General features: G+C 60.5%; 10 protein-coding genes and 2 pseudogenes. 8 read left to right on the top strand and 4 right to left on the bottom strand.

Going from position 1 to position 13597, the window contains the following annotated elements; all coding sequences use genetic code 11:
• Positions 1–88: 88 nt before the first annotated feature.
• Complete coding sequence (locus tag BBJ66_RS15560) at positions 89–550, bottom strand: hypothetical protein (protein WP_071088078.1); 462 nt, start codon at positions 548–550, stop codon at positions 89–91.
• Positions 551–702: 152 nt separating this feature from the next.
• On the bottom strand, positions 703–1707 hold the full coding sequence (locus BBJ66_RS15555; protein ID WP_071088076.1) for a LysR family transcriptional regulator: 1005 nt from the start codon (positions 1705–1707) through the stop codon (positions 703–705).
• Between the two features lie 270 nt (positions 1708–1977).
• Here BBJ66_RS15555 and chvE point away from each other — a divergent pair, with 270 nt between their 5' ends.
• The 6 genes from chvE (at position 1978) to araD (ending at position 10303) form a co-directional block, all read left to right on the top strand.
• Entirely contained in the window at positions 1978–3042 is a 1065-nt protein-coding gene (chvE, locus tag BBJ66_RS15550; protein ID WP_049733798.1) for a multiple monosaccharide ABC transporter substrate-binding protein, read from the top strand.
• A 99-nt stretch (positions 3043–3141) separates the two neighbouring features.
• Positions 3142–4680, top strand: a complete 1539-nt coding sequence (gene mmsA / locus BBJ66_RS15545; protein WP_071088074.1) for a multiple monosaccharide ABC transporter ATP-binding protein — start codon at positions 3142–3144, stop codon at positions 4678–4680.
• Positions 4677–5888, top strand: coding sequence for a multiple monosaccharide ABC transporter permease (mmsB, locus tag BBJ66_RS15540; RefSeq protein WP_049733800.1), 1212 nt, complete (start codon positions 4677–4679; stop codon positions 5886–5888). Before mmsA ends, mmsB begins: the two co-directional genes overlap by 4 nt.
• 116 nt (positions 5889–6004) lie before the next feature.
• The gene (araD1, locus tag BBJ66_RS15535; protein ID WP_049733810.1) at positions 6005–7000 is read left to right on the top strand and encodes an AraD1 family protein; all 996 of its coding nucleotides are present in this window, start codon (positions 6005–6007) and stop codon (positions 6998–7000) included.
• A gap of 66 nt (positions 7001–7066) precedes the next feature.
• Positions 7067–8500 carry an aldehyde dehydrogenase family protein gene (locus tag BBJ66_RS15530; RefSeq protein WP_049733801.1) on the top strand — a complete coding sequence of 478 codons (1434 nt, stop codon included), beginning with the start codon at positions 7067–7069 and terminating at the stop codon, positions 8498–8500.
• A gap of 63 nt (positions 8501–8563) precedes the next feature.
• Complete coding sequence (gene araD / locus BBJ66_RS15525; RefSeq protein WP_049733802.1) at positions 8564–10303, top strand: L-arabinonate dehydratase; 1740 nt, start codon at positions 8564–8566, stop codon at positions 10301–10303.
• A 624-nt stretch (positions 10304–10927) separates the two neighbouring features.
• On the opposite strand, the pseudogene BBJ66_RS35755 reads toward araD, so the two are convergent.
• Positions 10928–11635 (bottom strand): annotated as a pseudogene (locus BBJ66_RS35755) (APC family permease); the annotation flags it as partial.
• 166 nt (positions 11636–11801) lie between these two features.
• Here BBJ66_RS35755 and BBJ66_RS35630 point away from each other — a divergent pair.
• Positions 11802–11963, top strand: a pseudogene (locus tag BBJ66_RS35630) (MurR/RpiR family transcriptional regulator); the annotation flags it as partial.
• Between the two features lie 90 nt (positions 11964–12053).
• On the top strand, positions 12054–12638 hold the full coding sequence (locus BBJ66_RS15515; protein ID WP_274534078.1) for a MurR/RpiR family transcriptional regulator: 585 nt from the start codon (positions 12054–12056) through the stop codon (positions 12636–12638).
• Positions 12639–12640: 2 nt separating this feature from the next.
• Here the strand turns inward: BBJ66_RS15515 and BBJ66_RS15510 are convergent, their stop codons facing one another.
• On the bottom strand, positions 12641–13543 hold the full coding sequence (locus BBJ66_RS15510; RefSeq protein ID WP_071088072.1) for a DMT family transporter: 903 nt from the start codon (positions 13541–13543) through the stop codon (positions 12641–12643).
• Positions 13544–13597: the final 54 nt, after the last annotated feature.

Here is a 13597-nt window from a genome sequence, read left to right as displayed (position 1 = left end):
ATCGCAGAAAAACAGCCCATATTAAATTCGCGAATCGCGCCGGAAACGGCCCCTTTCAGGGCCTCGGACGTTTGCCTGCGTTCGCGCTTCAGCTGTGCGGCAGGCGGCGCATCGCCTCGTCGATCAGCAGATTGGCGATCATCATGCGCCGGTTGGCATTGTCGCGGAAAGGCTCTGCGACGCCATCAGGATGATTGGCCTTGGCAAAGGCGCGCCGCTTCTCGTTCAGCATCTGTTGGCTATCGGCGGCAACGATCGCCAGTTCCCTGGCGATCTCTTCCGGAGCGATGCGGGCGAGATGGTCCGGCATGACCGGTTCCGGATCCGGCGGGGGAGCCTCATTTTGAATGGGTTCCTGCTCGAAATTGTCGAAATAGCCTTGGCCGATCCGCTGCGAGGCGACCGAGACACCCTCCATGACATCGAAGGCAAAGCCGGTGCCGAGGCCGGCCACACGGTGGGCGGCGGGCGCTTCGGCCTCTTCAGCCGTCTCGTCCTCGGCCTTCAGCCGCTCGAGCACTGATTGAAATACCGACTGTCCGAACAGCATCCGGTTTCCTCAAGAGCATTCCGTTTGGATTGACCGACGTGCTCTAATTTTTTCACGCAATTTCCGGACGCAAAAACCGCTGCGCACCTTTGCCGGAATTGCTCCGGCGCGCATTAAAGATGGGCAAGATGGCGCCGGGCTTGCGGGCCTCGTCAGCCCGCCTGCTTCAGGCTTTCCTCAAGGATCATGTCGTAGAGCAGCCTTGCGCTCGGCGGCAGCGCCCGTTCCCTGGCAGCGATCAGGCTGTAGGGCTTGACGTTGATGTCGAAATCGATCGGCAGCACACGCACATCGGCGGCCTTGGCGCCTTGGCCGGCAAGGAAATGGGCGACGTCGACGGCGACAGGAGCGATCGCATCGGTCTCACAGACGATGGCGCAGGTCAGCAGCAACGAGGAGGTGTTGACGATATTTTCCGGCAGCGCCACGCCGCGCGCCAGGAAAATGTCTTCGATCGTGCGGCGCAGCAGCGTGCCCGGCGGCTGGAACACCCAGTCGTAACCCCTCACATCGGCAAGGCTGCTCACCTTCTGCTTCAAGAGCGGATGGCTCTTGCGCACGATCAGGCAGGCCCGCTCGATGCCGATCTCCGTCACCTCGAACAGGCGCGGATTGAGATCGTCTGGAATGCGGCCGATGATGAAGTCGTGGCGGGCGGCGAGCAGTTCGCGGGCGAGCACATTGCTGGTCTCCACCTGGATGTTGATCTCGATGCCGGGATAGGCCTTGCGCACCTTGTTGATCGCCGGCACGACGAGGCTCATGGCCGGCGCCGTCACTGCGCCGATGAAGACCGAGCCGCCCTTGCCGCTCTTCAATTCGCCGATCTCGCGGCTCGCCTCGCGCAGCTCCAGCAGGATTTTGCGCGCCCGTCTGGCAAGGGCCGCGCCGAAGGTCGTCAGCACCACGCCGCGGGCCACACGCTCATAGAGCTGTGTCTTGGTGATCGATTCCATTTCGGACAGCATGCGCGATGCGGCGGGCTGCGAGATGTTGAGGACTTCCGCAGCTGCGGAAATCTGTCCACTATCTTCGATTGCGACGATCATCCGCAGGTGATTCAGCTTAAGTCCTGCACGTAAAAGGCCGTCATTGCCGAAATTATCACTGTGGATATCGACGTGGTCCATCGAAATGGGGTCTGAAACAATCGTCATGGTTGCAGCCTCCTCGCTGCGCTCCATCAAAAGTAATACTTTTTAACGATATACCAAAATTGTTATGCACGTTACCACTTATTCTATTTGACAGTTATAGGAATCCATACCAGTTTGCCGCCGTGTGCTGGTTGGCACTCAACACGTGTGAGATCGTGGAGGAGACCTACTTCGTTTCTCACCATCTGAAGTAACTATCCAATACGGAACCTGCCACAGTTTCGGGGCGGGCGATTTTTCGTCCGCTGCTTATTAACAAGGGAGAGAGAAATGAAGTCCATTATCTCATTGATGGCTGCGGCTGCCTTCGGCGTCGCTTCGTTCGTTGTGCCGGCAATCGCCGCCGACAAGGGCACCGTCGGCATTGCCATGCCGACCAAGGCTTCGGCTCGCTGGATCGACGACGGCAACAACATCGTCAAGCAGCTCGAAGCTGCCGGTTACGCCACGGACCTGCAGTATGGCGACGACGATATTCCGAACCAGCTTTCGCAGATCGAAAACATGGTCACCAAGGGTGCCAAGGTTCTGGTCATCGCTTCGATCGACGGCACGACGCTTTCCGACGTTTTGCAGAAGGCGCACGATGCCGGCATCAAGGTCATCGCTTATGACCGTCTGATCCGCGATTCGGGCAATGTCGATTACTACGCGACGTTCGACAACTTCCAGGTCGGCGTTCTGCAGGCTGGCTCCATCGTTGACGGCCTCGGCCTCAAGGATGGCAAGGGCCCGTTCAACATCGAACTGTTCGGCGGTTCGCCGGACGACAACAACGCCTTCTTCTTCTATGATGGCGCAATGTCGGTCCTGCAGCCCTACATCGACTCGGGCAAGCTCGTCGTGAAGTCCGGCCAGACCGGCATGGACAAGGTCGGCACCCTGCGTTGGGATCCGGCAACGGCCCAGGCCCGCATGGACAACCTGCTCTCGGCTAACTACACCGACGCCAAGGTCGACGCCGTTCTGTCGCCTTACGACGGTCTGTCGATCGGTATCATCTCCTCGCTGAAGGGCGTTGGTTACGGTACGGCTGCTCAGCCGCTGCCGATCGTCACCGGCCAGGACGCTGAAATCCCGTCGGTCAAGTCGATCATCGCTGGCGAACAGCACTCGACGATCTTCAAGGACACCCGCGAACTCGCCAAGGTCACTGTTGCCATGGTCGATGCCGTCATGTCCGGCAAGGAGCCTGAGGTCAACGACACCAAGACCTACGACAACGGCGTCAAGGTCGTTCCGTCCTACCTGCTGAAGCCGGTTGCCGTCGACAAGACCAACTACAAGCAGATCCTCGTCGACAGCGGTTACTACTCTGAAGACAAGCTGAAGTAAGACGTTAAGCAGGAGGCCGGAACCCGCGCTTGCGGGTTCCGGTCTTCGATTTTATGATCGCCAAGCCGCTTGGCGGCTCAAGGCGCTGGAACTTTGACTATGGACAACACCATCCTCGAAATGCGGAGCATCACCAAGACGTTCCCGGGCGTCAAGGCGCTGGAGAACGTGAACCTCAAGGTTCGCAAGGGTGAAATTCACGCATTGGTCGGCGAAAACGGGGCCGGCAAATCGACCCTGATGAAAGTCCTATCGGGCGTCTACCCCACCGGAAGTTATGACGGCGACATCGTCTATGAAGGCGAGACGCGCAACTTCAAGGTCCTGAAGGATTCCGAAGAAATCGGCATCGTCATCATCCACCAGGAATTGGCGCTGGTGCCGCTCCTGTCGATCGGCGAGAACATCTTCCTCGGCAACGAGAATGCCAAGAGCGGCGTCATCAGCTGGGATGAGACGTTCAACCGCACCAAGCAGCTGCTCAAGAAGGTCGGCCTGTCGGAATCTCCGAACACTCTTGTAACCGACATCGGCGTCGGCAAGCAGCAGCTCGTCGAGATCGCCAAGGCGCTGTCGAAGAGCGTCAAGCTGCTCATCCTTGACGAGCCTACCGCCTCGCTCAATGAAAGCGATTCCGACGCGCTGCTGACGCTGCTGATGGAATTCCGCAAGCAGGGCATCACCTCGATCATCATTTCCCACAAGCTGAACGAGATCCGCAAGGTCGCCGACCAGATCACCGTGCTGCGCGACGGCATGACGGTCAAGACGCTCGACTGTCACGCGGACGAAATCAGCGAAGACATCATCATCCGCAACATGGTCGGCCGCGATCTCGAAGACCGCTATCCCCCGCGTTCGGTGCCGATCGGCGAAACTATTCTCGAAGTGAAGAACTGGAACGCCTATCACCAGCAGCACCGCGACCGTCAGGTCCTGCACGATATCAACGTCACCGTCCGCAAGGGCGAAGTCGTCGGCATCGCCGGTCTGATGGGGGCAGGGCGCACCGAATTTGCCATGAGCCTGTTCGGCAAATCCTATGGGCACAAGATTTCGGGCGACGTGCTGATGCATGGCAAGCCGGTCGATGTCAGCACCGTGCGCCGGGCGATCGACGCCGGTCTCGCCTATGTCACCGAAGACCGCAAGCAGCTCGGCCTCGTGCTCAACGACACGATCCTGCACAATACGACGCTCGTCAATCTGAAGGCAGTGTCGAATGCGTCGGTCATAGACAGTGTCAAGGAATCCCGGGTTGCGTCCGACTATCGCTCGAAGCTGCGCATCCGCTCTTCCAGCATCTTCCAGGAAACGGTCAATCTTTCCGGCGGCAACCAGCAGAAGGTGGTGCTGTCGAAGTGGCTGTTCTCCAATCCCGATGTTTTGATCCTCGACGAGCCGACGCGCGGCATCGATGTGGGTGCAAAATACGAAATCTATACTATCATCAATCAGCTCGCGGCTGACGGCAAAGCCGTTCTGATGATCTCGTCGGAAATGCCGGAACTTCTTGGCACCTGCGACCGCATCTACGTCATGAATGAAGGGCGTATCGTTGCGGAACTGCCGAAGGGAGAAGCGAGCCAGGAAACCATCATGCGCGCCATCATGCGCTCAGGAGAGAAGAAACAATGACGCCGATCAACCAACCCATCGCTGAGCAAGGGCGCGTCGTCTCGATCGGAGACTACGTTCGCGGCAACATCCGGGAATACGGCATGTTCATCGCGCTGATCGCGATCATGGTGTTCTTCCAGATTTCGACCGGCGGCGTTCTCTTCAGGCCGCTCAACCTGACCAACATCATTCTGCAGAACTCGTTCATCGTCATCATGGCGCTGGGCATGCTGCTGATCATCGTCGCCGGCCATATCGATCTTTCGGTCGGTTCCGTCGTCGGTTTCATCGGCGCCATTGCCGGGGTGATGACGGTGCAATGGCACGTCAACTATGTCGTGGCGGCTGTCGTCTGTCTGGCCATGGGCGCGCTTGTCGGCGGTATCCAGGGCTATTTCGTCGCCTATCACAAGATCCCGGCCTTCATCGTCACGCTGGCCGGCATGCTGGTCTTCCGCGGTCTGACGCTGTTCGTGATGACGGCTTCGGGAACCGGCACCAGCATCGGTCCATTCCCGCCGGAGTTCCAGCTGATCAGCATCGGCTTCCTGCCGAACCTGTTCGATATGGGCGGCATCAACTCGACCTCGATCATCCTGACCGTCGTCGGCGCCGTCACCCTGTTCTACATGGCATGGCGCAAGCGGCTCTCGAACGAGAAGCATGGCAATGACGTCGAGCCCATGGGCTTCTTCCTCGTTCAGAACATCATTGTCGCGCTCGCCATTCTGGGGCTCGGCTACCAGCTGTCGATCTATCGCGGCTTCCCGAACGTGCTGGTCATCATGCTGGCCCTGGTCGCCGCCTACGCCTTCATTACCCGTCGCACGACGATCGGCCGCCGCATCTATGCCATGGGCGGCAATGAGAAGGCGACCAAGCTTTCCGGTATCAACACCGAGCGGCTGACCTTCCTGACTTTCGCCAATATGGGGCTGCTTGCCGGTCTTGCCGGCCTGATCGTGGCGCTGCGCCTCAATTCGGCGACGGCCAAGGGCGGCTTCGGTCTCGAGCTCGACGTCATCGCCGCCTGCTTCATCGGCGGCGCGTCGGCCCAGGGCGGCGTCGGCAAGGTGACGGGCGCGGTCATCGGCGCGCTGATCATGGGCATCATGAACAACGGCATGTCGATCCACGGCCTCGGCACCGACTCGCAGCAGATGGTCAAGGGTGCGGTGCTTCTCGCCGCCGTGTTCTTCGACGTCTACAACAAGAACAAGGGCTGAGCGCTCAAGCGCAGCCCCGCATTCGCAGTCATATGAATGATCAATTCCGGCTCCTGATGGAGCCGGACAGGCGGAGCTTTTTCTTAAAGCTTCCCGGAACGAGAAGGATCGAAGTCGTGCTTATTTCCCAGATCAAGGATGCCAACGGAGAGATCGTCGTCGCCGTGCGCGAGCCCGGCGGCGCAGCCAGATCGGTCAAGAATGCCGGCAGCGTCTATGCGCTGGCGATGGAAGCCGCCGATGGCGGCAAGTCGCTCGCCGCGGTCATCGAGGCCCATGGTTACGGCGATGCCGTCGATCTCGAAAAGGCCTATGCGGACGGCCGCTTCCTGCCGCCGATCACCCATCCGGACGCCGCCCACCTGCATCTGACCGGCACCGGCCTGACGCATCTCGGCTCCGCCGCCACCCGCGATTCCATGCACAAGAAGACCAGCGAGGCGGCCGAGGAAACGCTGACCGACTCGATGAAGATGTTCAAGATGGGTCTCGAGAACGGCAAGCCGAAATCCGGCGAAAAGGGCGTGCAGCCCGAATGGTTCTACAAGGGCAACGGCCACGGGACGGCTGCCCCCGGCGCGCCGCTCGTCTCGCCCTCCTTCGCGCTCGACGGCGGCGAAGAGCCTGAAATGGCTGGCATTTACGTCATCGCCACCGACGGTTCGCCGTTCCGCATCGGCTTTGCGCTGTCGAACGAGTTTTCGGACCACGTCACCGAACGGATCAACTATCTCTATCTGGCCCACTCGAAACTGCGCCCCGCCGCCTATGGTCCGGAAATCCGCATCGGCGCCGCCCCCGACGATATCCGCGGCACCTCGCGCATCAAGCGCGGCGACAAGGTGATCTTCGAAAAGCCCTTCCTGTCGGGTGAAGCCAACATGTCGCACACCTTCGCCAATCTCGAATATCACCATTTCAAATACGGCCTCTTCCGTGCGCCTGGTGATGTCCATGTCCATATGTTCGGCACGGCGACGCTGTCTTTTGCCGACGGCATCAAGGCGGAAGAGGGCGATGTCTTCGAGATCGAAGTCGCCGAATTCGGCCTGCCGCTCAGGAATCCGCTGAAGGTGGCCGCCGAAGAAGAGATCGCCGTCAAGCAGCTCTGATTTTTGAGATCCGGCCGCTTGGTGGCCGGATCGTGATGTAAACGGTAAAGGAGGCTTGTTCAGCCCATGACCATTTATCAAAACCTGATCGCCGGCGAATGGGTCGGCACGAACGCGACGAAAAACATCAACCCGTCCGATACGAACGAAGTCGTCGGCCTCTATGCCGACGGCAGCGCCGAAGACACGAAGAATGCCATCGCCGCCGCCAAGGCCGCCTTTCCGGCCTGGTCGCGCTCAGGTATCTGGGAACGCCACGTCATCCTGAAGAAAACAGGCGACGAGATCATGGCGCGCAAGGACGAGCTCGGCGCGCTGCTTGCCCGCGAGGAAGGCAAGACGCTTCCCGAGGCCACCGGCGAAGTCATTCGTGCTTCGCAGATCTTCGAATTCTTCGCAGGCGAAGCGCTGCGGCTGGCCGGCGAGGTCATCCCGTCGGTGCGCCCGAACATCGGCGTCGAAATCACCCGCGAGGGGCTCGGCGTCATCGGCATCATCACGCCGTGGAACTTCCCGATCGCCATTCCCGCCTGGAAGATCGCTCCGGCGCTCTGCTACGGCAACACCGTCGTCTTCAAGCCGGCCGAACTGGTGCCCGCCTGTTCCTGGGCGATCGTCGACATCCTCAACCGCGCCGGCCTGCCGAAGGGCGTGCTGAACCTGGTCATGGGCAAGGGCTCGGTCGTCGGCCAGGCCATGCTCGAAAGCCCCGATGTTCACGGCATCACCTTCACCGGTTCCACCGGCACCGGCCGCCGCGTCGCCGCCGCTTCCATCGAGCATAACCGCAAGTTCCAGCTGGAGATGGGCGGCAAGAACCCGATGGTCGTGCTCGACGATGCCGATCTGTCGGTCGCCGTCGAAGCCGCCGCCAATTCCGGCTTCTTCTCCACCGGCCAGCGCTGCACGGCATCCTCGCGGCTGATCGTCACCGAAGGCATCCACGACAAATTCGTCGCGGCCCTGACCGACAAGCTGAAGACGCTGGTCGTCGACAACGCGTTGAAGGCCGGCACCCATATCGGCCCTGTTGTCGACGAGCGGCAGCTGAAGACCGATACGGACTATATCGAGATCGGCAAGTCGGAAGGCGCCAAGCTCGCCTTCGGCGGCGAAGTCATTTCCCGCGACACGCCCGGCTTCTACCTGCAGCCGACGCTGTTCACCGAAGCGACCAACCAGATGCGCATCTCGCGCGAAGAGATCTTCGGACCGGTGGTCTCGGTGATCCGTGCGAAGGACTACGACGAGGCGCTTGCCATCGCCAACGACACGCCGTTCGGGCTTTCGGCTGGTATTGCCACAACGAGCCTGAAACACGCGACGCACTTCAAGCGCAATTCCGAGGCCGGCATGGTCATGGTCAATCTGCCGACGGCAGGCGTCGATTTTCATGTGCCGTTCGGCGGCCGCAAGGGTTCGTCCTACGGCCCGCGCGAGCAGGGCAAGTACGCGAGCGAATTCTACACCACCGTCAAGACCGCCTACACGCTGGCTTAAAACAAAGCGCGATGACCCGGGCCGTACGAGGCGGTTCGGGGATATCCCTGAAGGACAGAGACTATGAAAAAGAAAGCGGAATGGCCGCGCAGGCTGAGGTCGCAGGAATGGTACGGGGGCACGAGCCGCGATGTGATCTATCACCGCGGCTGGCTTAAGAACCAGGGATATCCGCACGACCTGTTCGACGGAAGGCCGGTGATCGGCATCCTCAACACCTGGTCGGATATGACCCCGTGCAACGGGCATCTCAGAGAACTCGCCGAGAAGGTCAAGGCTGGTGTATGGGAGGCCGGCGGCTTCCCGCTCGAGGTGCCGGTCTTCTCCGCATCCGAAAACACCTTCCGCCCGACCGCGATGATGTATCGCAACCTCGCCGCGCTCGCCGTGGAAGAGGCGATCCGCGGCCAGCCGATGGATGGATGCGTGCTGCTGGTCGGCTGCGACAAGACCACGCCGTCGCTTCTGATGGGTGCTGCCTCCGTCGATCTGCCATCGATCGTCGTCACCGGCGGGCCGATGCTGAACGGCTATTTCCGCGGCGAACGTGTCGGCTCCGGCACGCATCTGTGGAAGTTCTCCGAAATGGTGAAGGCCGGCGAGATGACGCAGGCCGAGTTCCTCGAGGCGGAAGCGTCGATGAGCCGTTCGTCGGGCACCTGCAACACCATGGGCACGGCCTCGACCATGGCCTCGATGGCCGAGGCGCTCGGCATGGCGCTGTCCGGCAATGCTGCGATCCCGGGCGTCGATTCCCGCCGCAAGGTGATGGCGCAGCTGACCGGCCGCCGCATCGTGCAGATGGTCAAGGACGACCTGAAGCCGTCCGAGATCATGACGAAGCAGGCCTTCGAGAACGCCATCCGCACCAATGCGGCGATCGGCGGATCGACCAATGCCGTCATCCATCTGCTTGCGATCGCCGGCCGCGTCGGCATCGATCTGTCGCTCGACGACTGGGACCGCTGCGGCCGCGACGTCCCGACCATCGTCAACCTGATGCCGTCGGGCAAGTATCTGATGGAAGAGTTCTTCTATGCCGGCGGCCTGCCGGTGGTGCTGAAGCGCCTCGGCGAGGCCGGCCTCCTGCACAAGGATGCGCTGACGGTCTCCGGTGAAACCGTCTGGAACGAGGTCAAGGACGTCGTCAACTGGAACGAGGACGTCATCCTGCCCGCCGAAAAGGCGCTGACGTCTTCGGGCGGCATCGTCGTGCTGCGCGGCAATCTGGCGCCGAAGGGCGCGGTGCTGAAGCCTTCAGCTGCCTCGCCGCATCTCCTGGTGCACCGGGGCAGGGCTGTGGTGTTCGAGGATATCGACGACTACAAGGCCAAGATCAACGACGACAATCTCGACATCGACGAGACCTGCATCATGGTCATGAAGAACTGCGGGCCGAAGGGTTATCCCGGGATGGCCGAGGTCGGCAATATGGGGCTGCCGCCGAAGGTGCTGAAGAAGGGCATCCTCGATATGGTGCGCATTTCCGACGCCCGCATGTCCGGAACGGCCTACGGCACCGTCGTGCTGCACACCTCGCCGGAAGCGGCGGTCGGCGGCCCGCTCGCGGTTGTGAAAAACGGCGACATGATCGAGCTCGATGTGCCGAACCGTCGTCTGCACCTCGACATTTCCGACGAGGAACTGGCGCGCCGGCTTGCCGAATGGCAGCCGAACCACGATCTGCCGACATCAGGCTATGCCTTCCTGCATCAGCAGCATGTCGAAGGGGCCGATACCGGCGCCGACCTCGACTTCCTCAAAGGATGTCGCGGAAACGCAGTCGGCAAGGACAGCCACTAAAACAGAATTTTTTAGGCCGGATCGGCCTAAAATCTGAATCGTTCTGTATAAAAGAGTTAGAGCATGATGCGCCCGAGAACCGCATCGTGCTCTAAAGCGCGTCGCGTCAAACTTGATTCATGCGCCGCGCTTTAGCTCTTTGTTTTCATGCATGTCGTTGCCGCAAAACCGCGGCACACTTTTGCGCGACATGCTTTAGCTGGTTATCCGAGGCGCGCTGACGATCTTCAGGAACAGGGCCTCCATGGCCTCTTCAATGCCGTCAGTTGGACTGACTGCGAAGTAGAAGCCGGGGGTGGCGCACTCTTCCATTTTCGTGGCGATCTTGCTCTCGAAAGGCTTAACCCAGTCATTGTAAAAGCTGTTGTCGGGTAGGGGCAAATACGTCGTGTAGAGGACGGCGACTTTGATGCCGCGATCTTTGAGCTTCTTGCAATAAGCCGTGTCGATGGGTTCGATGCATCGTCCGCCGTTTGCGCCTTTCGGGCTGGTGCATCCCGCCGGCTTATAGCTATCGCCAACACCGTCAGCGACAAAAAACACGATCTTCTGACGATCGGCATTGCTGGTGCCCATGCCGATGTTGCCCTTGATTTCGCCTTCAATCCCTTTCAGCGCTTCGTCAAAGCTGGTCTGCTGGTGGTCGCGGCCCATGGAAAACCATGCGCGAGACGCATCGTTGATGCAGCCGTTCGCCGAAGCCAGCGTCGAAAACAGCGTGCCGACGAAGAGCAGAACCATGAGGCCGGTGTTTCCGGTCACCCGGGCGGCGTCGAAAAGCGGTGTGCCCGCCTGGCCGAGATATTCCCACGGAATGAGGCCGGAACATACGTACCAGGTCATGGTCGCGGCGATCAGCAGGGTCATGATCCCCGCCATCGTGCCGTAAGGCAGCGAACGGGCCGGCGAGCGTACCTCTTCGGCTGCCTGGCATGTGCCCTCGATGCCGAGGTAAAACCAGAGGCCGAAATGCAGCGCCGCGATGATGCCGACCCAGCCATAGGGCATCGGGTCTGTGGTCACGGCGGAAAAGTCGAGCTGGACGGCCGAGCCGCCGAGCTGCACGACGAGAAACAGCGCGATGATGGCAAGAAATGCAATTGCCGTGATGACCAGATTGAAGGTCAGCGTCGCCAGGACGCCGCGGTAGTTCAGCCAGGCGAGGAACATGATCGAGAGCACGATGAAGGGCTGCTGATTGAGGCCGCTGTGGCCCTGCAACCCGGCGACGGTATCGAGCAGGAAACCGATCGTGATCGCGTTGCCGGCCTCCAGCATCGTGTAGGCCATGACCAGAAACAGACCCACATTGAAGGTCATCAGCGGGCCGACAGCGACGACGTTCTTGACCCGAGCCGGAAAAACATAAGATAGAAATAACAGGCGGGTTTATTGATAGAGACCGGCAGTCTTGTTTTCCCAGCGGGATATCGACGTGCAGAATACGCAGCCGACAAGGTCACTGGAATCCAGAATCTAATGCGCCTATGCCGGCCTTTCTCCCTCGGAGCGACGGCTGGCCGATGTGATGCTCGAGCATCAGATGGATCTGGCGCTTTACACGGCGGGCGAGCTTGCCCGCAAGGCGGGCGTTTCGACGGCGACGGCGGCGAGGCTCATTCGCACCCTCGGCTATTCGTCCTATCCCGCCGCCAAACGCCAGATCCGCGAGGCGATCCATTGGGGATCGCCGCAGGGCGGCGCGATCGATACGGCGCAGCATGCCGCCGAGGTCCCGACTTTGACGGCGGTGGTCCAGACCAATATCGACAACATCCGCGCCACGGCGGACGGAACGCCGCCGGAGACGCTCGATGCCATCTGCAGCGCCTGCGTCGAGGCCGAACGGGTCTTCGTGGTCGGCATGCGCAACGGCTTCGGCCTGGCGCATTATGCCGCGCATTACCTCGGCCTGATCAAGAACGACGTGCGGGTTCTGCCGGCGACCGGCACCTCGATGGCGCATGAATTATCGGGCATTCGCGAGGGAGATCTGGTGATCTGCTTTGCCTTCCGTCGCCGGCCGCGCAAGCTTCCGCTGCTTCTGAACGAGATCCGCGCCACGGGCGCCATCGCGGTGTTGATTACCGATATCAGTGCGGCCGAAAGCGCAAAGGCTGCCGACCACGTCATTCGATGCCGCTGCCATTCGCTGGCGGCATTCAACTCCTTCACCGCGGCCGCGACGATGATCGACTATATCTCCTGGACCGTCGCGGCGCGGCTGGGCGAGCTCAGCGTCGAGCGCTTCCGCATGATCGACCGGATGGTCGAACTGATCGACGATGTCGCCACGCCCAATCCACCCGCGGCGGATCAGAGAAATTCGCCCTGACATCAGAGGCGAAAGCGCCTGACAAAAACGGCCAGCCGAGGCACCGGTGAAAAAACCAGCACGTTTCCAACCAGAACGGCGCAGAGCCCGAGAGCCGCCAATGGACCGAGCTGATAATTTTCGAAAAACATCGAAATCGTCAGGGCAACGATCGGAAAGAGGACGGTCATGTAAGCGGCTTTGGCTGCTCCCAGCCGGTTAACGACGGTGAGATAGGTGGTAAACCCGATCACGGAGCCGAAAGTCGCGAGATAAAGGAGAGAGCCGACATAAGACGCTGAAGGATCGAAGGTAAATTCGACGCCCCGAATGGCGGCGAATGCCGAAACGATGCCCGCGCCATAGAGCATTCCGTATGCGTTTACCGAAACCACCGACAGTCCGTGTTTCCTGTTGCGCACGGACACAAGGTTGCCGACCGAAAAGAACCATGTCCCGAGGAGGGCAAGCATCACGCCGATCGCCACGTTGCGGTCGAACGCGGCGGCGGCAGCCTCATTCCAAAAAAGGCAGACAATGCCGGCAACACCGAAGGCCGCGCCGACGAGAATGCGCGCCGACGGCCTCTGGCCAAATGCGATCATGCCATTGGCAAGATTGAAGATTGTCGCCGCTGAGAAGATCACCGAAACAATGCCGCTCGGCACCAGGGTTTCGGCGATATAGAAGCACAGAAAATTACAGGAAAAGAGACAGATCGACTGCAGGAACACGTAGGGGTGATGACGCAAGGGAATGGGCTGAAGCCTCTTCGTAACCGTCAGGCCGACAAATAGTATCACGCCGGCGAGGGCGAAGCGGTAGGCGATCGACGCTTCAATCGGAACGACGCCAAGCTGGTTCTTGATGGCGATCCAGGTGGTGCCCCAGATCAGGACGGTTAAAGCATAGCAGAGGCCGGTCATGGTCTTTCACTCCGTCAACGACGATGGGAGGATGGATACCGAGCCGAACAGCCA

The sequence above is a fragment of the Rhizobium sp. RSm-3 genome (genome assembly GCF_001854685.1).
In the GTDB taxonomy this organism is placed as follows: domain Bacteria; phylum Pseudomonadota; class Alphaproteobacteria; order Rhizobiales; family Rhizobiaceae; genus Rhizobium; species Rhizobium ecuadorense.
The sequence above is the reverse complement of the archived record's forward strand: the minus strand, read 5'-3'. Positions and strand labels throughout refer to the sequence as shown.